This is a genomic window from Rhizobium sp. PK7-22 (assembly GCF_056530405.1).
Map to the genome: position 1 here is coordinate 242194 of NZ_CP096513.1, position 22497 is coordinate 264690.

General features: G+C 58.5%; 22 protein-coding genes. 10 read left to right on the forward strand and 12 right to left on the reverse strand.

Translation table 11 applies throughout. The features are described from left to right. Positions 1-3: 3 nt before the first annotated feature. The 6 genes from M1E10_RS01260 to M1E10_RS01285 form a co-directional block, all read right to left on the reverse strand. Positions 4-1350 carry a UDP-glucose dehydrogenase family protein gene (locus tag M1E10_RS01260; protein ID WP_499173211.1) on the reverse strand — a complete coding sequence of 449 codons (1347 nt, stop codon included), beginning with the start codon at positions 1348-1350 and terminating at the stop codon, positions 4-6. Continuing rightward, positions 1347-2327, reverse strand: coding sequence for a UDP-glucuronic acid decarboxylase family protein (locus tag M1E10_RS01265; protein WP_499173212.1), 981 nt, complete (start codon positions 2325-2327; stop codon positions 1347-1349). Before M1E10_RS01265 ends, M1E10_RS01260 begins: the two co-directional genes overlap by 4 nt. 36 nt (positions 2328-2363) lie before the next feature. Continuing rightward, positions 2364-3077: a sugar transferase gene (locus tag M1E10_RS01270; RefSeq protein ID WP_499173430.1), complete on the reverse strand. Its 714-nt coding sequence runs from the start codon at positions 3075-3077 to the stop codon at positions 2364-2366. 350 nt (positions 3078-3427) lie between these two features. Further along, positions 3428-3832 carry a hypothetical protein gene (locus M1E10_RS01275; RefSeq protein WP_499173213.1) on the reverse strand — a complete coding sequence of 135 codons (405 nt, stop codon included), beginning with the start codon at positions 3830-3832 and terminating at the stop codon, positions 3428-3430. Positions 3833-4085: 253 nt separating this feature from the next. Further along, entirely contained in the window at positions 4086-6215 is a 2130-nt protein-coding gene (locus tag M1E10_RS01280) for a GumC family protein (RefSeq protein ID WP_499173214.1), read from the reverse strand. Between the two features lie 295 nt (positions 6216-6510). Beyond that, positions 6511-6651, reverse strand: coding sequence for a hypothetical protein (locus M1E10_RS01285; protein WP_499173215.1), 141 nt, complete (start codon positions 6649-6651; stop codon positions 6511-6513). 411 nt (positions 6652-7062) lie between these two features. On the opposite strand from M1E10_RS01285, the gene M1E10_RS01290 reads away from it, so the two are divergent. Both M1E10_RS01290 and M1E10_RS01295 read left to right on the forward strand, forming a co-directional pair. Beyond that, positions 7063-7611 carry a transglutaminase-like domain-containing protein gene (locus M1E10_RS01290; RefSeq protein ID WP_499173216.1) on the forward strand — a complete coding sequence of 183 codons (549 nt, stop codon included), beginning with the start codon at positions 7063-7065 and terminating at the stop codon, positions 7609-7611. A gap of 322 nt (positions 7612-7933) precedes the next feature. Then, positions 7934-8152, forward strand: coding sequence for a hypothetical protein (locus M1E10_RS01295; RefSeq protein WP_499173217.1), 219 nt, complete (start codon positions 7934-7936; stop codon positions 8150-8152). Positions 8153-8230: 78 nt separating this feature from the next. Here M1E10_RS01295 and M1E10_RS01300 read toward each other — a convergent pair whose 3' ends face one another. Together M1E10_RS01300 and M1E10_RS01305 are read right to left on the reverse strand one after the other, a co-directional pair. After that, positions 8231-8542: a WGR domain-containing protein gene (locus tag M1E10_RS01300; RefSeq protein ID WP_499173431.1), complete on the reverse strand. Its 312-nt coding sequence runs from the start codon at positions 8540-8542 to the stop codon at positions 8231-8233. A gap of 137 nt (positions 8543-8679) precedes the next feature. Next, a complete protein-coding gene (locus M1E10_RS01305; protein WP_499173218.1) occupies positions 8680-9591 on the reverse strand; it encodes a nucleotidyltransferase and HEPN domain-containing protein in 912 nt (303 codons plus the stop codon). A 259-nt stretch (positions 9592-9850) separates the two neighbouring features. Between M1E10_RS01305 and M1E10_RS01310 the strand changes: the two genes are divergently transcribed. From M1E10_RS01310 to M1E10_RS01330, 5 genes are all read left to right on the forward strand, one after another. Then, positions 9851-10642: a shikimate dehydrogenase family protein gene (locus M1E10_RS01310; protein ID WP_499173219.1), complete on the forward strand. Its 792-nt coding sequence runs from the start codon at positions 9851-9853 to the stop codon at positions 10640-10642. A 10-nt stretch (positions 10643-10652) separates the two neighbouring features. Continuing rightward, the gene (locus M1E10_RS01315; RefSeq protein WP_499173220.1) at positions 10653-11474 is read left to right on the forward strand and encodes a sugar phosphate isomerase/epimerase family protein; all 822 of its coding nucleotides are present in this window, start codon (positions 10653-10655) and stop codon (positions 11472-11474) included. A 136-nt stretch (positions 11475-11610) separates the two neighbouring features. Next, positions 11611-13410, forward strand: coding sequence for an FAD-dependent oxidoreductase (locus M1E10_RS01320; protein WP_499173221.1), 1800 nt, complete (start codon positions 11611-11613; stop codon positions 13408-13410). Next, positions 13400-15154 carry an FAD-dependent oxidoreductase gene (locus tag M1E10_RS01325; protein WP_499173222.1) on the forward strand — a complete coding sequence of 585 codons (1755 nt, stop codon included), beginning with the start codon at positions 13400-13402 and terminating at the stop codon, positions 15152-15154. Before M1E10_RS01320 ends, M1E10_RS01325 begins: the two co-directional genes overlap by 11 nt. After that, positions 15141-15752, forward strand: coding sequence for an NIPSNAP family protein (locus M1E10_RS01330; RefSeq protein WP_499173223.1), 612 nt, complete (start codon positions 15141-15143; stop codon positions 15750-15752). Before M1E10_RS01325 ends, M1E10_RS01330 begins: the two co-directional genes overlap by 14 nt. A 119-nt stretch (positions 15753-15871) precedes the next feature. On the opposite strand, the gene M1E10_RS01335 is transcribed toward M1E10_RS01330, so the two are convergent. The 3 genes from M1E10_RS01335 to M1E10_RS01345 all read right to left on the reverse strand — a co-directional run bounded on the left by M1E10_RS01335 (position 15872) and on the right by M1E10_RS01345 (position 18340). Next, complete coding sequence (locus M1E10_RS01335) at positions 15872-16690, reverse strand: IclR family transcriptional regulator (RefSeq protein ID WP_499173224.1); 819 nt, start codon at positions 16688-16690, stop codon at positions 15872-15874. Between the two features lie 85 nt (positions 16691-16775). Then, the gene (locus M1E10_RS01340; RefSeq protein WP_499173225.1) at positions 16776-17345 is read right to left on the reverse strand and encodes an NIPSNAP family protein; all 570 of its coding nucleotides are present in this window, start codon (positions 17343-17345) and stop codon (positions 16776-16778) included. A 95-nt stretch (positions 17346-17440) separates the two neighbouring features. Next, a complete protein-coding gene (locus M1E10_RS01345) occupies positions 17441-18340 on the reverse strand; it encodes a helix-turn-helix domain-containing protein (RefSeq protein WP_499173226.1) in 900 nt (299 codons plus the stop codon). 119 nt (positions 18341-18459) lie between these two features. Here M1E10_RS01345 and M1E10_RS01350 point away from each other — a divergent pair, with 119 nt between their 5' ends. Genes M1E10_RS01350 through M1E10_RS01360 form a run of 3 tightly spaced genes read left to right on the forward strand, consistent with a single transcriptional unit; the run spans position 18460 to position 21675 of the window. Continuing rightward, entirely contained in the window at positions 18460-20151 is a 1692-nt protein-coding gene (locus M1E10_RS01350; protein ID WP_499173227.1) for an FAD-dependent oxidoreductase, read from the forward strand. Beyond that, complete coding sequence (locus M1E10_RS01355) at positions 20148-20927, forward strand: SDR family NAD(P)-dependent oxidoreductase (RefSeq protein ID WP_499173228.1); 780 nt, start codon at positions 20148-20150, stop codon at positions 20925-20927. Before M1E10_RS01350 ends, M1E10_RS01355 begins: the two co-directional genes overlap by 4 nt. Beyond that, positions 20920-21675 carry an SDR family NAD(P)-dependent oxidoreductase gene (locus tag M1E10_RS01360; RefSeq protein WP_499173229.1) on the forward strand — a complete coding sequence of 252 codons (756 nt, stop codon included), beginning with the start codon at positions 20920-20922 and terminating at the stop codon, positions 21673-21675. Before M1E10_RS01355 ends, M1E10_RS01360 begins: the two co-directional genes overlap by 8 nt. Before the next feature lie 99 nt (positions 21676-21774). Here M1E10_RS01360 and M1E10_RS01365 read toward each other — a convergent pair whose 3' ends face one another. Next, positions 21775-22497: an ABC transporter ATP-binding protein gene (locus M1E10_RS01365; protein WP_499173230.1), complete on the reverse strand. Its 723-nt coding sequence runs from the start codon at positions 22495-22497 to the stop codon at positions 21775-21777.

Below are 22497 nucleotides of genomic sequence, written 5' to 3' on the forward strand. Positions count from 1 at the left end.
AAACTACTCAGCCGCGATGCTTGTTTTTTCAAGAAAAAGCGGATCGCTCATTCTCCCAATACACCAATAGGCGAAACCAGCATCGGTTACCGCATCCTTCGACAGCGTGTTACGAAGGTCTACGATTAGAGGAGCGGCAACTTGCTTCCTCAGCATGCCTAGGTCTAAGTCCGCATACTCTTTCCATTCGGTCATAATCACTACTGCATCGGCACCTGAGGCAGCAGCAATGGCGCTATCACAGAAGGTTACATCTTGAAAAATCGCCGCAGCGTTTTCCATAGCCTCAGGATCATGGGCGCGAACCGTCGCTCCAAAATCCTGTAAAGCTTGAATGACTGGAATAGCCGGAGAGTCTCGCATGTCATCGGTGTCAGCTTTGAAAGCTAAGCCCAAGACAGCAATAGTCTTTCCGCGTACAGATCCTCCGCACGCATCCAGAACCCTCAGGGCCATCGCTCTTTTGCGATTATCATTGACTTGGATTACGGTTTCGACCGTTCTGAGCTGGATCCGATAGTCGCGCGCCGTCTTAGAAAGCGCTAGGGTGTCCTTCGGAAAGCAGGACCCGCCGTAGCCTGGACCGGCGTTGAGGAACTTTGCGCCAATGCGACTGTCCATTCCAACTCCGTTCGCGACGTGTCGGATGTCGCCGCCTACCGCCTCGCACAGGTCAGCGATCTCGTTGATAAATGTGATCTTCATCGCCAGGAAGGCATTAGCCGCGTATTTGATGACTTCTGCCGAGCGCCTGGAGGTGTGAATAATATTGGCACCTGCAAGACCGTCAACTTCGTAGATCGCAGACACGACCTTTCTTGCCCAATCGTTTTCGCTCCCGATGACAACCCTATCCGGACGCAAGAAGTCCGCGATGGCGACACCTTCGCGAAGAAACTCGGGGTTCGAGACGACCGCCAATTTGAACGGACGATCAGCATCCAGAAGGATCTGCTCGACCTCGTCTCCCGTGCCTACCGGCACAGTAGACTTGTTAACGACGACTAGCTCCCCTGTTGCTTTCTCTGCAATCTCACGAGCGACTGCGTAGACATACTTCATGTCTGCATGGCCGTCGGTGGGGCGGGGCGGTGTGCCTACCGCGATGAAGGCCGCATCAGAACCGCTAAGGGCATCAGCGAGATCGGCTGTGAAATTCAGCCGCCCCGTCTCGTGGTTCTTCGTGACCAGCGCATCAAGGCCAGGCTCATAAATGGGGACGTGGCCCTTTTTGAGGGCCTCGATTTTTCTTGGGTCGTTATCGACGCAAACCACGTCGTGACCAATCTCTGCAAAGCAGGCACCTGCAACGAGACCGACGTAGCCGGATCCAATAACTGTGATCTTCATGCACTTGCCTCCACGCGAGACGCTCCGCCGATACGGCTTGAACTGAAAAGTTGGTTGTCAAAAAATTCGATAGTTTTCGCTACGCCTTCCCTTAGCTGCACATTTGGCTGCCAAGCCAAGTGATCCTGAGCCCTGGAAATATCCGGGCAGCGCTGGGTCGGATCATCCTGGGGAAGGGGAAGGGTAATCAACTTCGACTCTGAGCCCGTCAACTCAAGCACCACCTCTGCGAGCTGCCGAACGGTGAACTCATTTGGATTGCCAATGTTGACCGGGAAGGTGATGTCATCCGGCGCGTTCATCAATCGGATGATGCCCTCAACCAAATCGTCGCGATAGCAGAACGACCGCGTCTGGCTGCCATCACCATAGACGGTCAGATCCTCGCCTTTGAGTGCTTGCACGATGAAGTTGGAGACAACGCGACCATCCTGCGCATTCATGCCCGGACCGTAGGTGTTGAAAATGCGCACGACTCGGATGTTGACGCCATGCTGACGATGGTAGTCATAGAACAATGTCTCGGCGGCACGCTTGCCTTCATCATAGCATGCGCGAATGCCAATCGAATTCACGTTGCCCCAATAGGTTTCCCTCTGAGGATGAACCAGCGGGTCGCCATAGATTTCTGACGTCGATGCCTGAAGAATCTTGGCATTATACTTTTTCGCAAGGTCTAGCATGTTGATAGCACCGACCACGCTGATCTTCATCGTGCGGATAGGATCAGCCTGATAATGTGGCGGCGAGGCCGGGCAGGCGAAGTTGAAGATCTCATCGACCTCGATATCAATGGGGTCGCAAACATCCCATTCCCGAAACTCAAAATTAGGGTCGGCGAGCAGGTGCTCAATATTTGCTTTCGAACCCGTATAAAGGTTGTCGAGACACACGACCTTATTACCGGCAGCAAGCACGCGTTCGCAAAGGTGGGCGCCTAGGAAACCGGCGCCACCGGTGATCAATACATTTTTCATGGGTTCCCCGATCCTGAAGACAGAAATCTTCGGATATTAAAATCCAGTCCCACCCTTCAATTCAGAGCTGACGGTCCAAAATAAAATCTTGAAGTCCAAAAGCAGATTGAAGTTGCGAACATAGTAGAGGTCTGAGTAAATCCGCGCCCTTGCCCTTGACTTTCGTGTCGTGGGGCCCCGATAACCCCTCACTTGGGCGAGACCAGTAATGCCTGGCTTCACAACATGTCTTTCGTGGTAAGTCGGCACCAAAACCTCATAAGGAACGCCAGCGGCCAGCATTCCGATTGGATGGCATCTTGGACCGACGAGTGACATTTCCCCGATTAGGACATTGATGAGCTGCGGAAGTTCGTCAACGTTGGTTCGACGAAGCAGCTTTCCGACACGAGTGACGCGCGGGTCGCCCTCAACTGTCTGCGCAACACCGGAGACATCGCAGAGGTCATTTCGCATAGAGCGAAATTTGAAGACCCTGATGCGAGATCCTCCCTGACCCCAGCGCGTCTGTGTGAATAGCACCGGACCAGGGCTCTCCAGCTTTATGAATGCCGCAACGACCGCGAAAAGAGGCAGGAGCAGGACCAAGGCGAGGGCGGATACTGCCATGTCAATCATCCGCTTTACCGCCAGCTGCTGCGCAGAAGGCGAGGGCATTGACAACCCACTCGGGGAAACTATCCCGTTCGCTGCAGCATGATATTGTAGAGGCGGTTCCGCGGCGGCATCAGCGAATGCTCGGGCTTCCATCATGGCGAATACTCAAAACCTCGTTAACATGATGTTAATGTAATCCAGATTTTGCTGCGTTGCAAACCAGTTTCTACGCCTTCCGTAGTATTGGTTAACTTGCAAGCCGCCATGTCATACTCCTGCAACACTGCACTGGAGAACGCTGTTGAGCCTCTAGGCATATATCCCCTAGACCACGATACAGATACGATAAAGCGGCAAGTATGCGCGGGGCCAGTGAGCACTACAGATGCCATAAAGCGGGGTTTATGCTGCCCAACATCCGGTTTAAGTCTATACGGAACAAGCTCCACAAACAGAAACAGCCCACCAATTCTGGCGGGCTGCAACTCTGCTGGCTAGTTGACTTAGTTTGGAGAAACCGAAATCGGCTCGGACGGGCTGTTTGCCGCCTCGCTCGCTTCGCCATCAACGCCGCCGACGCCAGTGTCACCGCCAGCTGCTGCACCGCCAGCAGCGGTAGCCTCAGTGCCAGCAGATGCGGCGGCTGCGATCTCGTCCGCTGCAGCAGGGGCGGCGGCCAGTGCGACTCGCACAATTTCATCAGCCTCGGCCGGATTTGCTGCGATAGCGGCTTCGACAATAGCGCCAATTTCCGCGTCCGAAGCTCCAGCAGCCACAGCAGCACTGACGGCCTGGCTTACAGCAGCTGGCGTCGAGGGGACCTGCGCAAAGGCAGGCGCAGCAAAGCTCATAGCCGCTGAGATAGCAGCCGCGGAAAACAACAGGCGCGATTTCGAAAATACACTCATACTTCTATTCCTTTTGACTCGACGGCCCGATGTAGCCACTATCCCTAAGTCGTAACGAGGGAACCCGAAGGATGCGCCTCTATCACCTTCGTATATGCCACATCCTGGAGAAAAAGCAATAGGAGGACGTGGCGAATTAAGAAGAGATTAACTGTACAATGCCTTGGAGTGGCGAGTTTTTACCAACGCGACATCTACACATATGTAGTGCATGCTGTGGATACATAGATGTCGGCGCGCTGATGTGAAGCTGTCACTCCACGTAATACGCCGAGTACGACGAGTAACCAAACATCCTCCCCCGTTCCTGCTGGTTGAGAACAGCTAGAATGGGAACGCCTTCAGGCGAATTGTCGCGCAGCGCAGCAACTGCCCGCTTGGCACTGCTCTGGGGCGTGGCTGCCCATTTCACTACGAAAGCGATGACATCCGCATGGCGTGCGAGATAGAGACCATCGACAACTGGCTCCACAGGCGGCGTATCCAGGATGATATAGTCGAAGTTGCGGCGCGCGACAGCAATGAGCTTTGCCATTTCCTGTCCCATCAGCAACTGGTCAGTCGGCGTGTTGCCTCGCCGCCCACCGAGCACCACGGTCAATCCCGTCGAGGGGTCGGCGGTTGTCAACTTAGGCAGAGGTCCCGCATCTCCACCCTGCAGATAGGTAACGAGAGTGGTATCAGGCGCGAGACCCAAGTGCCGATGAATGCTTGGCTTGCGCAAATCGCAATCGACAATCAGCGTGCGCTTTCCCGAAAGAGCATAGGTTCGAGCCAGCGACAGGGCTATGGTAGACTTGCCTTCATTGGGCAAGGCGGATGAAATCATTACCACAGTTCCGCCGCCATTCTCGGTGGGTGGCGCATTCCTTTTATAGAGATATTGATCAATTGCCACACGGATGCGGCGCACGGATTCCGTGAACATGGACATCGGCGAGCGGATGATCGTGTCCGACAGGCTATGCCCCTCGCCCTCGCTCTGGCCGGGCTCTTCTGCCGCTCTGGGAGCGATCGACGCAAGCGGCAGGCGCAGCACCGTCGCCACCTGGTCTTCGTTGGTGAATCCGCCGACGAGATACTCTCGCACGAAGGCCAGCCCAATACCAAGGCCCAGCGCCATCACAGCGGCCAGCGGAAGGACTAATCTCTTCTTGGGAAATGAAGCGTCCCGCGGCGGCAGGGCTTCAGAGACGACGCGACTGTCGGCCATCTGAAGCGCGGCCTGGGTGTCGAGGCGCTGCAAGCGGGCGGACAGATTGTCGAACTCCCGACGCGCTCCTTCTGCGGTTTGGCGCAGACTGTAGAGGTCTGTCAAAGTTTCATTTGGTAAGTTACTGGTCAGGACGGCTTCAGTAAGATTTGTGCGCACCGAAGATTCCTGCTGCTCGAAGTTCTGAACCTCGGAACGCAGCGACGTGAGCGCGCGCCGTCCTTCTTCCGCAATCGATTCATCCAGCTTTTGCAGTTCGGCGCGAAGATCGATGGCGCTGGCGGGAGTGGCGGACGCCAGTTGACCTGCCAAAGCCTCCCGCTGCCGTTCCAGTTCTTCCGCAGCCTGGGTTTCCAGGGTCTGCACCAGGGTGGCCAGATCATTACGCTGTAGCGTCTGGTCGATGGTTTCGGCGCGGGTCAGGCCCTCACGGCGTTCCTGCTGAATCCGCGTCAGCTCGTCATAGAGGACCCCGACATTTGATGAGCCCTGCTCACGAAGGGTGTTGATGTTACCGAGAATGAAATCATCGACGCCGCGCGCACTGTCGGCAATTGTCGAACGCGCTGCATCCACCCGCTTTTGCAGGATATCCCGAGAGGCGAGGGTGGCAGAGACTTTGGAATCAACCTGCCTACGAATGTATGTTTCAGTGACGGCGTTGGCGAGCTTCGCCGCCTTTTCCCGGCTCCTGGATGTCACGGTTACGTTGATAAGGTAGGTGAGGCCGCGCCTGTCGGCACTAACTGCACCTCGGAAACTATTGAGAACGCTAGCGACCGCCTCCGAGGCATCTGGAGGCTCTATGGTCTTGAGACGGATCATCTCCAGGAAACGATCTGTCAGCCCCACCTTCACTCCGAACTCATCGTCGGCAACAAGGTTCTGGCTGTTGATCACATCGAGTAGCACGCCGTCGGATTGGAGAATTGCCACCTCACTCTCGACTCTCGCGTTGTCGGTGCTGCCGTTCTGGCTTCTTCCGTCAGTCTCCAGAATATCCTTAGAGGCGGTATCGACGAAGACGAGCGCGGAGGCGGAGTAGCGAGGCTCAATCGAGTAGACGATAATCCCTGCAACAGCAGTCAAGCCTACGACGAGAGACAGGATGAGCAAGATCTGACGGCGGAAGATACCCAGCAGACTGCGCAGATCGATATCGTTGTTCATGATGTTCCCGAGGAGAGGACGGTGTAACCCGACCAAATGTGAAGCACTTCACCTAGTAATCGGTTAACTAAGTCTCCTCATCTCCTAGCTCAGCCGGAGCGAAGAGTCATCAAGAACGTTTTTGTTAGGTTAACTCGCGTTAGACAGCGGGTGAGGCTCTATCAGGGATTGTTAAACCCCCTAAGCCATCTATCTCGATACGGGGGGTCCATTAGGACCGTCATCGTGTTTTTGGCTCGGTTCCGTGGTTGCTTATAGCCATTAAGCCGACCTCAGCGCGACGCAACAAGTCGTTCTACTTGATGCTCGCCGTGATCATCCCATCAATGCCGGGACGTGCGGCATCATAAAGGGCGACGGATGCCTGGATAATCATAACCCACATCGAGATGGATACGCCGAAGGCGAAGAAAATATTTCTGAGGCGGCGGGACATGATGCTCTCCTTTGAGAATTAACATCGTCCACAGCGGTTCCCGTTTAGTAAATCATCACGGTTATCAAACAGTAGTCTGGCCCACTGGTAAACATGTACGTAACAAAATTCCTCAATATAAATCTACTTTCCGCTAAGCCCCTATAGCTGCACACTTGGCATTTTCAATATACATGCCAGGAGACAAAGCCGATGTTGGATTAGTGCGAACCAATGAACAGCGTTTTTGTGAGACATGACCCAAATATCAGCAGATCCTGAAAACTTTAACTTTCCTCATAAGTCGTCCTAAACGCTTCCCCTCCATGATCGCTTAACACGCCGAGCACCGTAGCTTCGCATTCAGTGTCCGGCACAGCAGCGCACGCAGCGATCAGAAAGGCATTTGGGAACATGTTCAGAAAGCTTAGTTTGGCTCTCGTAGCCCTTGCGACCATGGCCACGTCCGCGGACGCCATCAGCCTCGGTACGACGCGCGCCCTGAAGCCGAAGACCACGCAAAGTCTGGCCGCTCCTGTCGGCTACCAGATCTTCTGCATCAAGTTCAAAGGCCAATGCCAGGGCGGAGGCGGCTCCGCCGTCTCCTATACATCGAGCACAGCGGCCGTCATGCGCCGGGTGAACGACGGCGTGAACCGATCAATGCGCTACCGATCCGAACGAACAGAGGAATGGCGAGTTGGAGGCAACACCGGTGACTGCGAAGATTTCGCGCTCACCAAGCGGAGCCAGTTGATCCGCGCAGGCCTGCCCGGGGGCGCGCTGCGGATGGCAACCGCACGCACGGCAAGAGGCGAGCTCCACGCGGTGCTGATTGTGAAGACGGACAAGGGTGACTTTGTGCTGGACAATATTCGCAAAAACATCGTTACCCGCGGCCAGTCTGGCTACCGGTATCTGAAGGTCGCCACGAGCAACCCGGCGGTGTGGCAGCCTGCCAGAGGTGGTCGAGAAATCTAGCCCCGGCGCTATCTGCCCCGTCTGCAGCTATATCGGGGCGCACCACGTTGTCCGACTCCCTGCCAAACTTGGCAACATTGCAAGTGGCGATGAACCATCCAGCCAACGCTCCGTCTTTCTGCGCCTAAGCTAGGCGCAGAAACCCGACTGCAACGGAGACATATTTCACGTTGATCGGAACCAACGAATGCAGACCGCTGAAGAAATCAGAAGAGGGCGCCAACGGGTTACAGCGACTTCTTCGCGTTTGGAGAAGATGCCAAGTTAAGTCGAGTGTGACACCAAGGCTGAACCCTTATGAAGACGTCCGATCGGAACCCTGATGGTCGAAGCTTTCCTCCACCTCCTGGGCAATCTCACGCAGCGCAAGAGCGATGTCACCTCGAGACCAGCCCTTTTCCCCGAGTTGGAGGACCAGGCGCCGAACAGGCGCGCGAATTCCAAAGTCGAACTCCAGCCCCCGATCATCGGCCAGCCGCGAACTCATCAGATCTGTCGTAAAATCTTTCATATCGCCATGAACAACAGCATCAAACCTTGAATGCAACAATTTCCTTTTGTTAAGGTTGGCGAGAAAGGTTAAGAACAAATCAGCGGTGCCCCAGATTGAAACAGGTTTTCAAGCATTGGACCTGGACGATGTTGTTGACCTGCTGGTTCTTGGTATCACAGCGGGCACGGGCCGCGTGTTGCATGGCGCATATCCGCGTTGGCGCTTTTGCCGCAGCAGGGACAGGAACAAGCGCAAAGCCTGCTGTTCGTCGGAACAGACGTCGATGCGCTGCTGCCCTCGGCTGCCAACCCGTCCCCACGCCCTGAGCAGAGATATTTCTCCAAACAGCGTCTTTTGGATCGACAGGGCATAGAAGCGAGCCATGTTTCTGGCCCCATCGATGCGTCGGACATGAACATGATACGATTGCTGGCTCATGCCCGGAGAATCGCGCAACAGGGTGACCACGTCCAACGAGACTTATGAATCGATCAAGCGCCACCGATTCAAGATCGTGATGCAATTCCCTCTCCAAGGCGCCGGCTTGAGCAGCTTACGCAACCAAATAGGTTGCGCTAGCCTCCATCTGGGTCCAGCCGCGTCAGATGCTCCTCGCAGACGAGCTTCACGCGTTGATGAAGGACAGCCGTGCGCTCGCTCAGCCAAGTCAGGGCTTCTTCGCTGATCTCAAAATGCTTCGAATATCTTGCTTTGACATAGGCCTCGTTCAGGGTGTTGAACCAAGCCCGCTCGCGATGCTGATCGCGGGGGAATGCATCTGCTAAGCGCCGATCCTGTTCTTCCGCAAGTGAGCGGAGAAATTTGACGTTGTGCGATGGTGGAGCGTAATTCGTCAGCGTCAGCAGGAGGCAGGAATAAGCTTGCTCAAGAGACTGATGAAGTTCAAACGAGGCCACCTTGTAGTCATGCTCACTAAGACAAAACTTGGAGACCTTCAGGAATGTCTGCGAGAGCGCAAAGCGCTCGTTAAAATGCTCCTTTGCAACCCGCAGCCGATCCTCAGGCGTGAGCACGCCCGGTTCCGCCAGCGGTTCGTCATCGAGCTCATAGAGGATAATCCCCTCCTTGCGGATGTCGGAGAAGAAGTACTGTCCTTCTCTGAGATAGGCGTTCACTTCACGCCTGGAGTGAACAATGAAGCTCACCGGCGTTTCAATTGCCTTGTCGCGGATCAGCCGGTGGGCGGCCTTGTGCCAGTATTCAGCAAAGTCGCAGAGCTTGCGATTGTTGACGATGATCAGCAGGTCGAAGTCGGAGCGATAGCCTTTCATCGTGAACGGCTCGTCCACCCAGCCGCCCTTGGCGTATGAGCCGAACAGGATGAGCTTCAGGATCCTCCCACGCTTCTTGAAATCTGCAGTTCCCGCTTTCAGCGCATCCTCAAACTCCTCGTGCAGGATCTCCAGAACCCGCGCGAGTTCCCTCTGCTTGCGAAGCGGCATGTGGTCGAGGGACGATTTCATCATGTGAAATGTTCAGCAGCTTAATGAGGTGTGACGGAATAAGGCCGGCGGCACGGATGCATCCTACATAAAATGCGCAGGATCTCAAACTATCACCCACTCGAAGTCGGCCCGTCTGCATACCGGGCCAAGGAAGGCTCAACGACCTCATCTACATCTTAAGATGCCGACAGAATTCCTGCCGAGACATGCGTCTTGTCTCTGGACGTCGCTGTTATGGAGATATATTCCAAAGTTGAATGAAATTCCACAGGAGGGGCATATGAGTTTCGATCTTGACGGTGCAACGCAGCTTTACTTCATCATTGGAGACCCGATTGCTCAGGTGAAATCGCCTCGCGGCGTGACCGAGATGCTGCAAGCGCAAGGCCATAACGCAGTCTGCGTCCCCGGTCATGTCGCGCCGCTGGACCTCGCATCGTTCTGGGAGGGAACCGTGCGTCTGCAAAACCTCAAGGGTACCATCATTACAGTGCCGCATAAGCTCGCGGCAGTTCACCTGGCTGATCGGCTCTCGGAGCGCGCCGCCTTCCTGGGCGCGGTCAATACCTTACGTCGAACGCCAACAGGTTGGGAAGGTGACATGGTCGACGGGGTGGGCCATGTGGCAGCGCTGCAAAAAGCCGGCTGTGTGCTCGAGGGCAAGCGGGCACTGATCGCTGGCGCGGGTGGTGCAGGAAGCGCCATTGCTCATGCCCTGGTGTTGGCCGGCGTTAAGGAACTTGCCATTCACGAATTCGACACGGCGCGCCGCGAAAGCCTGATCGAACGGCTGGGATCACTGGGCCTTGCGCAGGTTACCGTCGGAAGCGCCGATCCGACGGGTTTCGATGTGGTGGTGAATGCAACACCGTCAGGCATGAGAGAGGGGGATCCGTTACCATTCGACGGCGACAAGCTCACCGCGGAGATGTTCATTGGCGAGGTGATCACCCACCCCCCAGTGTCGCCGCTTGTTGCCAGAGCCCGTGACATCGGCTGCAGTGCCATCACTGGCATCGACATGTTTGTTGAGGTTCGTGACCTGATGGTCGACTTCCTATGCGAGACGTGAGGACAGGATCATGACGCGCAGCTACTCCCTCTCCTTTCTCACCGTTGCGGATCTGGCGCCTGCCGATGCCATCAGGGTGGCGGCCAGGGCGGGTTACGACAAGGTCGGCCTCCGCCTCCTACCGGCGGCCACAAGCGGTGAGGCACCTTATCCCATCCTGAGCGACCCCAGAGTTCTTGCCGACGCACAGACTGCGATCGCAGAAACCGGGATCGGAATCAGTGATGTGGAGATCGTTCGGCTCAACCCGCACACAAAGGTCGACGAATTTCTGCCCTTCCTGGACTGCGCGGCAGCCCTTGGTGCTTCAAAAATTCTGGTCGCGGGTGACGATGCCGACCATGCACGCCTGACGCAGATCTTTGGAAAATTCGCGGAACTCGCCGGTCGCTACGGCATGACCGCGGACCTGGAATTCATGCCCTGGACCGGGGTCCGCAATGCGGTTCAAGCCAATGCCATTGTGCAGGCTGCGGCTGAACCCGCCGGCGGGGTTCTTCCGGACGCGCTTCATTGGGATCGCACCGGGGGAAGGGTAGAGGATCTCACATCGATACCACGGGAGACGATCCACTACATCCAGCTTTGTGATGGACCCGTCGCTTATGATCAATCGGACGCCGGCCTCATCAGCATCGCCCGTGGCGGGCGTTTGATGCCCGGCGACGGAGGCATCGATCTCTTGGCCTTCCTCAGAGCCTTGCCCAGCGATGTGCCGATCAGCGTCGAGATCGCGTCTCTGGAACTGACGAAGCAAATGCCTGCAGATGAGCGAGCAAGAACGGCCCTGCGCAAAGCGAAGGCGATCGTCGCGGCTTTAGAAAAGGAATGAAATTATTTTATTGAATATCATTCCAATTTATTGCGAATGATGCGATGGCTAGATATGGCCGATACAGCCACGGTCACCGCGCCACTCTTTTTGTTCTCAGGCAGCGGAGATCTGGGTCGAGGGGAGGGCAATAACCATGGCGGGAGCGATTCCAGACATTTGTGCCGTCGGGCCTGTGGTGGCACCGAGCCCAGAGGACAGCCCTCAGGCTGTGGAATGCGATGTCCTCGTCGTCGGCTCCGGGGCAGGTGGCCTGTCGGCTGCGGTGGCGGCCGCGCATTTCGGTCTGTCAGTCATCGTCGCCGAAAAAGCTGACCTATTCGGGGGAACCACAGCCTATTCGGGCGGCTGGCTCTGGATCCCGAACGCCCCGCATGCCTTGGTGGCCGGGAAGGGCGAGAGCCCCAACAACCCTCGCCGTTACCTGAGGCATATTCTTGGGAACCGCTACGATGAAGAGATGATTGGCGGCTATCTGGATGCCGCGCCGCGTATGATTGCTTTCTTCGAACGGCATACGGCGATGCAGTTTAATCCGGGAGCCAGTGCCCCCGATTTTCACGGCAACGTTCCGGGCGCGGCCACTGGTTGGCGCTCCGTGGTTGCGGCCCCCTATGACGGGCGCGAACTGGGGCCGCTGATCGACAAACTTCGTCCGCCGATTGCCGAAACCACCTTTCTCGGCATGGGGATCGCGTCAGGCGCCGACATGCGCATGTTCCTGACAGCGATGCGATCCGCAAGTGCTTTCGGCTATGTCGTAAGGCGTGTTGTCAGCCACTTGTGGGATCTGGCTACTCATCGCCGCGGCATGCACCTGGTGAACGGCAATGCGCTGGTGGCGCGGCTTCTGCGCTCGGCGGCGGACAAGGGGGTGACCCTGTGGGCAGGAGCCCCGGCGCGCCAGCTGTTGCCGGGTGGAGGGCGCATCCAAGGTGCATTGGTCGACACGGTTGATGGCCCCAAAGAGGTGAGGGCGCGATGCGGCGTGGTATTGGCAACGGGTGGTTTTCCCCATGACTTTCGCCGCCTTCACGACATGCTGCCGCATGTCCAGGCAGGCACCCAGCACCATTCCGCAGCCTGCGAGAGCAACAACGGCGATGGCCTGCGTTTGGCGGAAAGCATTGGCGGCCAGATATCGGATATGCAGGTGGACGCGGCAGCCTATGCGCCGGTATCGCTGGTGCCACGACCCGGCGGCAGTGTCGGTCGTTTTCCGCATCTGGTGGAACGTGGGAAGCCGGGCATCATTGCTGTCAATGCCGCCGGCCATCGGTTTGTCGATGAAGGTGGCCCCTATCATGACTACGTTAGAGGGATGATCGCGGCCACGCCCGAGGGGCAGCCAGCAGTCTCCTGGCTGATCTGCGATCACCGGTTCCTTCGCCGCTATGGGCTGGGTGCAGTCAAGCCCGCCCCAGTTCCCTTTCGCCGCTGGCTGTCGAATGGCTACCTCCTGTCCGGCGCTACGATCGAGGAACTGGCGCAACGCTGTGAGATCGACGGCGCGGGTTTGCGCGCCACGCTTGCGGCCTTCAACTGGCACGCCGAGCGGGGCGAGGATCCGCAATTCCATCGCGGCACCACGCCCTACCAACGGGCCCAGGGCGATCCCGACCACATGCCCAACCCCTGCCTCGCGCCGATGGCCCACCCACCCTTCTATGCAGTTAAGGTGGTGCCTGGCAGCTTGGGCACCTTCGCAGGCATAAAGACCGATGAACGAAGCCGTGTGCTGGATGAGCGTGGCCAACCTATTGCTGGCCTCTACGCGGCCGGCAACGACATGAACAGCATCATGGGCGGACATTATCCAAGCGGCGGGATCACGCTGGGTCCCGCCATGACGTACGGGTTTCTTGCCGCTGAAACCATCGCCAGAGATGCTGCAGCGACAGGTGAAGATCACGGGAGGAAAGAACATGTCGTCTAAGCAAACATTCGGTGCCATGCAGGAAGTCGATCTGCTGGTGTGTGGCGCAGGCGCCGGCGGCATGACGGCGGCGCTTGTCGCCGCATTGGAGGGTTTGCAGGTCGTTCTGTGCGAGAAGACCGCTCAAGTCGGCGGCACGACCTCGACGTCTGGTGGCACGACGTGGGTTCCAGGGACACATCTTTCCGAACAGGCGGGTGTTCCGGACAAGGTGGAGGATGCCAGGGCCTTTCTCGATCATGTGGTCGCCAACCGAAGTGGAGTACGCCTACGGGAGGCCTTTCTCCAATCCGGCCGGCAGGCAATCGAGGAACTGGACCGACGCACGGACGTCAAATTTGTCGCTGCCGCCGCTCACCCGGATTATCTGGACGGGCCGGGCTCGGCCTATGGTGGACGCGCACTTGCGCCAATCACCTTTGACGGACGGCTGCTCGGCCGGGAAGATTTTGCCAGAGTTCGCCCGCCACGCCGTGAGTTTCTCGGGCTTGGCGGCATGATGGTGGGACGCAACGAACTCGATGGTCTGTTGGAGCCGTTTCGCTCCGTGGCAAACCTGCGCAGCGCCCTGACAATCGTTGGACGCTACGTCATCGACCGTTTTAGCTATCGCCGGGGAACCCGTCTCTTGATGGGCAACGCCTTGGTGGGACGATTGCTCTACAGCCTGCGCAAGGCGCAGGTTCCGATCGTGTTTGACAGCGCCATCAAAGAACTGATGGTTGAAGAGGGGCGCGTTGTCGGCGCTGTCCTGGAAGGCCCGGATGGCCTCGTCAAGATCCGTGCCCGCAAAGGTGTGGTGCTGGCAACCGGCGGCATTTGCTGGAACCGCAAGATCCGCGAGCGGCTGTTTCCCCCGGGAGCACGCGACTATGCTTTGGCCCCGGTCACCAATACCGGGGACGGTGCCGATGTGGCATTGGCGATCGGGGCCCAGTTCGAGGATGGCGGTGCGAGCCCCGCGCTCTGGATGCCTTGCTCGTCCTATCAACGACCTGATGGCTCACTGGCCGTCTGGCCGCACATCATTCTGGACCGTGCAAAGCCAGGACTGCTGGCCGTCAACGCGGCGGGCAGACGTTTCGTCAACGAATCTGACTCCTATCATGATTTTTCCATGGGTCAGATCCGTGACGGTTCGATGCCGGCGCACCTCATCTGCGACGCCATCTTCATGAGGCGTTATGGCATCGGGATGATCCTTCCGGGAGCCAGGAACCTCCGTTCCATGGTGAAGGCAGGCTATGTGATAGAGGCAAACACACTTCCCGAACTTGCCGCAAAGATCGGTGCGGATGGCGCGGTTCTCGCCGCAACAGTGGAGGCTTACAATCGCTCCGCTGCCACAGGTGTCGATGACGCCTTCGGTCGCGGCGGGTCGGTGGTAAACCGTTTCAACGGCGATAGCGCGGTGCAGCCAAACCCCTGCATTGGCCCGGTCGCAGAGGGGCCCTACTATGCGGTGGCCGTGCGGCCAGCCGATCTTGCCTCCAGTGCCGGATTGTCAGGAGACGAGTTCGGCAGAGTTCTCGATGAAGCCGGGGAGCCAATCACAGGTCTTTATGCCTGCGGCAATGATCTCGCCTCGATCTTTCAAGGCACTTATCCTGGCCCTGGAACGACGCTTGGCCCAGCTGTGGTGTTTGGCTGGCGCGTGGCAAAGCATGCTGCTGGAAAACTGAACGATACGCCGGTGAGCGCCGGCGCGACAAAATACGAAGGGACAGACAATGCAACGCTATGAGATCGCAACACTCTCAACCACAATGGGCGCCGCCTCCAAGGCGGCCCCCGCGGTAGAAGCTTACGCCGCCGAAGGGAAAGGGCGTTTGCTCGGGATTTTCTACGCCGATATTGGCGCGCTCAACCGCGTGCTGGTGCTGCGTGGGTTCAACACCGTCGCCGACTTCGACGGTGAACGTGAGCGGACCCTGCATGCGTCAAACCCGTTCGGCTCCTCAGAGTGGTTGACTGGTCTGCAGCTTGAAGGCTACGCGCCTTTCCCTTTCCTTCCGCCGGTGGAAACCGGAAGTTTTGGACCTGCTTATGAATTCCGCACCTATGTGCTGAAGACGGGTGGCCTGGAGCCGACCATCCGCGCATGGGAAGCGGCGGTCCCGGAGCGGACCAAGCTTTCGAATTTGACGATCTGCTTGTACGGCATTGATGGAAAGCCGCGGATGACGCACATCTGGCCGTTCAAATCCGTCAATGAACGCGGGCAGATCCGCGCTGACTCAGTTTCCCAGGGCGTATGGCCGCCAAAAGGCGGCCCGGATTGGCTGACAACCGATATGCAGTCCACCATTGCATTCCCCACCGCCAATTCACCGCTCAAATAAATCAGCTGCGACGGAAGGTTGCGGCTTTTGTCGGCAACGTCAGACATCGTGCCTTCCGTCAATGTCGCCAAGAGGCGAAGATCCTGGAAACTGCCTTTGTCCAGCGGTGCAGGCTAACGTCAGCCTTTGCCGTGCAATCCCGGGAAATAGCGGGACCCGGTGGCTGCCATCCCGATTTCTTCGGCCGCTCTGGTCAGAGGATCCACCAATTGCTCCATCCGCTCCTGCGACATGCGCACAGCCGGACCGGCGATGGACAGGCAGCTGATGACCTGCCCGTTGCTTCTCACTGGAACCGCCATCGCCGTCATCCCCAGCGTGTAGCTGTTGCTGGAAACGGCAAATCCACGTTGCCGTGTGTCTGCCAGTATCTGCAGGAGATCCGTGATTGTCGCGGGAGCGCCCGGGCAAGGCGGGCGTTGCGAATTGATCAGGCCCTGCTGCGACACTTTCTGTAAAGCCTCATCATCTGACATTGTCGAAAGCCAGGCCTGACCGCCGGCGCTGCTGGCCAGATGAACGATCACGCCCTGCTCTGCCCCGGGATCATACCGCAGGCCACCTGTGGCACCTTGGGCCACTGCAACCCAGATGAGGTCTTCCGCGTCGATCACCGATAGCCGCACCAGTTCCCCACTCTTTTGCGCCAGCCGGTCGATGATGGGCTGGGCGACGTCGCCCACCCCTGTGCGCCCAAGGAAACCCACCCCCAGTGCCGCGAGCTTCATCGTCAGGGCGTAATCACCCTGATCCTGCACCTGCCGCACGTAACCAAGCCGGATCAATTCGTTGAGGGTCCTGTGGACGCCGCTTGCAGGCTGGTTGACCTGCTGCGCGATGTTGGACACCGACAGGCCAGCCGGACGCTCCGCCAGAAGTTGGATGATGGTAAGAGACTTCTCAAGCGTACTCATTGGGTTTCCATTGTGGACTGTCATTCCACTTTGGGCCTCCGGCGAGGATAGTCAAGTATCGTGCCGACCAACACGCTTGCAAACTCATGGTGCGGTGGACGCGCTGGGTTCAAAGCGGCGAGAAGCTCAACGGGCGCAAGACCACGTGGCTCGTCTGTTTGGTGCCAGGGTCCTGGAAGACCGGTTGCGACGCGCGTGGCAGCAACGATATTGGCCCGTCCTGCGCGCCGGACATGACCCGCCAGACTGCCACCGCGTGTTCAACCGCCTCGCCGCTGACCAAGCCTGCGCACGCGCTTGCAAAGAGCGGCGTGTCCCGGCTTCGAGCATTGTGCCCATCGCGTCGCCGGGTAAGGGCTTGCGTGAAAGAGGGCGAGGTGGCCGTCATGGCGAGGAAGCAGGTGTTCTGTTCCTCCACGAGCGCGAAGGCGCGCGGGATGAAGCCTTCCACCCATGCCTCTTCGGTGGCAAGTGACGTCCGGCAGGCTTCGCGTTCCGACCAGTCGGCGTAGGACCAGAGATGGTGGAGCGTATTGAGCGGTCCGGTTTCACCAAGCCAGTAGCCCATCAGCGGAAGATGGCGCGTGACAAGAGGGAAGCCTTCAGCGGCAAACATTGTCAAATATGCGGAAGTGGCGCCGGGCTTGAGCCTGTAGCTTCGCCATTCATGAATCATCATCTCGGTCCTGTCGTTGTTGCTGTCAGACCTTGCCACGCCAGTTGTGCCTGCAAATGGACGAACCAATGGAAAGATTGCAACATGAGGCGACGTGCCTAGCTATTGCGGCCCATGGCCTGCTTTCGGAAGGCGCCTGGCGACAAACCAACCCTCTGCGTGAAGAACCTGTTGAAATAGGCCGGATCGTCGAAGCCAGTAAGGTGAGCAACCTGGGCGACGCTGCTTTCTGTGTAGACGAGGTAGCGCTTGGCCTCCATGACAATGCGCTCATAAAGAAGCTCGGAAGCAGTCTTGCCGGCGCGCGCCTTGCAGGCGTTATTCAGACGCGTCGGCGTTATGGCAAGGGTGCCGGCGTAGAAGCCGAGGGAACGATCGCTTCGAAAATGCTCCTCCAGCAGCGCCCGGTAGCGGACCAACAGGTCATGGTCGCGGTCTGGCGCGGCGATCGCAGGGTCGTCGTGGGTGATATACAGTCGCAGCATTACCACCAGGACCCGCATGTATTGCGCAATGATAGCGGTCCTGCGGCCGGGTGCCGACCAAATGAAATCTCGGTGCAGCCATTCAAAGGTGTCGATGACCGCAGGGATGCTGACGCCCGTGCCGCTTAAGGGGTAAACTGCGGGGTGATTGGCGACTTCGACGAGGCGGGGATCAGAAGCCGCCGCCAGTTTGAGGCAACCCAGCGCTGCCGTCACCACATAGCCGTCCGTGCCGGGCTCGAAATCGATCTGGTGGATAATTCCGGCCGGAATGACGAGCATGCCGGGAGCCGGGATCGCCATGACCTTGTCTTCTAGCCAGATCGTGCCGCCGCCGGAGCGCACCAGAAGAACCTGCATGTGATCGGGATGACTGTGAGGACGAATTCTCCAGTCGTGTGGGCCGCTTCGGTCGCGAAGCGGCTCGATATGCAGGAAGTCGAGTTCGACATCTGCGCCTTGATCCCCATAGAGAAAGTAGTGCGGGATCCCGACCGTGGCGTCCGGCGGCATAAGCGTGTCCTCGATAAGCAGGATGGATAATTGTGCAACAAATGCGCGGCGGCGTCCATTGGTTCAGCCACTCTGCTGGACTAGCACGGAAGCATGGCACTCACCACAGGGAGGAACCGATGGAGCGGCCCACGCAGGAGCGCGTTTACGACGTGCTTGTCATTGGATCGGGGGCAGGTGGCCTCTCCACCGCAATCACCGCCAGGAAGCATGGCCTTTCGGTGATCGTCATCGAGAAGGAGGATGTGTTTGGCGGCACGACCGCTTTTTCCGGAGGCGTTCTATGGGTTCCGGGAAACCGGCACGGCAAGGTGAACAATCCGGCAGATACGCGAGAAGCTGCACTGCGCTACATGAAGGCTGAAACCGGCAACTGGTTCCAGGACAGCGCAGTGGACGCGTTCCTCGATGCCGGACCAAGGATGCTTGACTGGTTTGAGCAGGAAACCGACGTCAAGTTTGTGCCCACGCTTTATCCAGATTACCATCCGACGGTCGACGGTGGCGTCGACGTTGGCCGCTCGGTGCTGGCTGCACCTTTCGATACCAGCGTCCCTGGCGACAACCTGAAGCGGTTGCGGCTGCCGTTGGCGACGATCACCTTCATGGGCATGATGTTCAACTCGTCGAATGCCGACATCAAACACTTCTTCAATGCCACCCGCTCCGCCAAGTCGTTTGCCTATGTCCTGAAGCGGCTGGTTGCGCACGGGTTGGAGGTTGCCCGCTACGGCCGGGGTGTGCAGGTGACGAGCGGCAATGCGCTTGCAGCCCGACTGGCAAAAGCCTGCTTCGATCTCGACATCCCGATCCTCACGCAAACACCTGCACTGCATCTGATCCGGGCTGCGGAAGATCGTGTGACCGGAGCGATGGTCGGCGGCCCGCAACCGGGACCAATCCGGGCGCATCGCGGCGTCGTTCTCGCCTGTGGCGGCTATGCCAACGACCTTGCCCGCCGGGCCGGGATATATGCACACTTAAAGGCAGGAAAAGACCATCATTCACCGGTCCCGGCCGGAAACACGGGGGATGGCATCCGTCTTGGTGAGGAAGCGGGCGGGATCTTTGAGGCGCAATTCCCACAGCCGGCGGCCTGGATGCCGGTCAGCCAAGTTCCGGGCCAGGGCGTCTTCCCGCATCTGCTCGATCGATACAAGCCCGGTATGATTGCCGTGCTTTCAAACGGACGACGCTTCACCAACGAAAGCGACAGCTACCATGACGTCGGCGCAGCCATGGTGGCTTCCGGCGAAGCCTCCGCCTGGCTGATCTGCGATCACCGTGCCATCCGCAAATATGGCCTCGGCCACGCGAAGCCCGCGCCGATGCCTCTGCTCGCCTGGCTAAGGTCGGGCTATCTCAGGAAGGGTTCGACACTGCTCGAACTCGCCAGCGTCTGCAGTATCGATGCTGCCGGGCTGGAACAGACCGTTGCCGATTTGAACCGCGGTGCGCGGCAGGGGAGAGACGAAGAATATCATCGCGGTGAAAACGCGTTCAACCGGTATCTTGCCGATCCCGAGCATCGGCCGAACCCTTGCGTTGCACCGGTCGAACAGGGCCCCTTCTATGCGGTGAAACTGGAAATGGGCGATCTGGGAACCTTCGACGGCTTGAAGACGACCGTGCCGGGCGAGGTGATTGGCCGCGACGGTGGGGTGATCGCAGGTCTGTTCGCAGTTGGAAACGACCGGGCCTCGATCATGGGCGGCAATTATCCTGGAGCAGGCATTACCCTCGGCCCGGCGATGACCTTCGGCTGGATCACCGGCCGCTATCTCGCAGATGTTCATGGAGACACGGCATGAGTTGGCTGGAACTGGAGGGGAAAACGGCTGTCATCACGGGTGCTGGCGGGGGCATAGGCATGGCCCTGGCGCGGGCGTTTGCGGGGCAGGGGGTGCGAACGGTGCTGCTGGATCGTGATGAAATCCGAACGGCCCCCTTGGTGGCAGAACTCGGGCACGGCGCTTTCGCCATCGCGTGCGACATCTCCAATGCCGAGGAGATAGCGGTCGCGGCCAGGCGGGTCGAAGCGCTAGGGGGTGCAGACATTTTGATCAACAATGCCGGCATTTTGCGACCGGGACGGTTGGACAGTATATCTGAAGCCGACTGGTCGGCCATGATTGCTGTGAATCTGACCGGCTACCTTGCCGCAGCCCAGGCATTCGGTCGCGGCATGCTCTCCCGCGGCCGCGGAGCACTCGTCCATGTCGCCAGCATTGCCGGAACACAGCCGCAGCCGGCAAGCGGCGCCTATTCCGCATCCAAAGCCGCCATTTTGATGCTGTCGCGTCAGCTGGCGTATGAGTGGGGTCCGAACGGTATCCGCTCCAACACGCTGAGCCCCGGCCTCATCCGCACCCCCCTTTCGGAGGCATTTTACCAGGATGAGGATGTGAAGCTGCGACGCGAAGCCATGATTCCGGCTCGACGTATCGCCACCCCCGAGGACATGGCCGACGTCGCTCTGTTCCTCGCTTCGAGGCGCTCTTCCTATGTTTCCGGTCAGGATATCGTCGTCGACGGCGGGTTATCCCAAGCATTGATGGGGTTGGTTCCGAGGCCTGGCTATGCGTGAGATCCGGCATGCGCTTGTCACCGGTGGCGCCGAAGGGATCGGGTTTGCGATAGCCAGGGCGCTTGCAGCAGATGGTTGCCGCGTCACTATCGCAGATCTCGACGGCGTCAAAGCAGCCGATCGGTCTGCCAGCCTCGGCGTGGGCCATGCCGGCGTTGCTTGCGACATTACGGTGGAGGCCGATGCCATTGTCGTAGCGGCTTTGGCGCCTTTCGACATTCTGGTCAACAATGCCGGTATAGGCGACAGTCATCTGCCGACACTTGAGCAGGGGCTAGACGACTTCAAAAAGGTGCTTGACGTCCATCTTTCGGGAACTTTCCTCATGTCACGCGAGGTGGCCAAGGGCATGGTGCAACGACGCTGCGGTGCGATCGTCAATCTCTCCTCCATCGCAGGCCTGACCGGTCTGCCGAAGCGCAATGCCTACGGGGCTGCGAAGGCTGGCATTGTGGCAATGACAAGGGCGATGGCCTGTGAGTGGGCGGGCCGAGGTGTGAGGGTCAATGCCGTTGCACCGGCCTTCGTCGAAACCGCATTGGTGCGCAAGCTCGCTGATGCCGGCCGGGTCGACATCGCCACCATTTGCCGACGCACGCCCATTGGGCGCCTGATCCAGGCGGATGAAGTTGCTGCAGCCGTTGCGTTTCTTGCTTCCCCTGCTGCGTCGGCCATTACGGGAATTGTCTTGCCCGTCGATGGCGGCTGGACCGCGTTTGGAGATTTTGGAGATGCCGCGACGGCCTAATGGCAGTGGGTCGGCCGCTGCCTGCGCCGGAGCATATCATCCAAGGACAAAGGCCCGGCATCCAGGCCGGGCCTTTGTACCTGGCACCTTGGGAGGGTGTCATGCAGCAGTATCGATACTGCCCCCAAGAAAGAGCTGCCCGACCCGAGGATCCCGCAGGAGCTTGTCGGCCTTGTCAAACATCCGGGTTTGACCCAGTTCCAGCACCAGCCCATAATCGGACATAGCGAGCGCAGCCTTGGCGTTCTGTTCGACCATCAAAATGGTGACGCCCTGGTCGCGCAAGCGGATCAGGGTCTGGAAGACTTCCTGCACCAGGTTCGGCGACAGGCCGATTGATGGTTCGTCAATCAGGATCAGCTTCGGGTCGAGCAACAAAGCGCGGGCGACCTCAAGCTGCTTCTGCTGCCCGCCTGAAAGTTCGACCGCCTTTTGGTCTTTGCGCTCTCGCAGCATCGGAAACTGATCCATCACCTCTTCCATGCGACGCTTGACCCTTGTCTGGTCCTTTGCGGTGATGCCGCCAAGCTCGAGGTTGTGAAGTACCGAAAGCTGCGGCACGACATTGCGACCTTGCGGGACATAGGTGACCCCACGGGCAATCATCTCGGCGGGGGATTTTCGCGTCACGTTCTCGCCGTCCAGCAGGATCTCGCCGGACTGGATGTTCAAAAGACCGAAAACGGCTTTGAACACCGTGGATTTGCCAGCGCCATTGGGGCCGATGACGGTGGTGATCGAGGCCTTGGGGATCACAAAGGAAGTGCCGTTCAAAATAGTGACCCGACCGTAGCCCCCGGTGAGGTTCTTTACTTCAAGCAT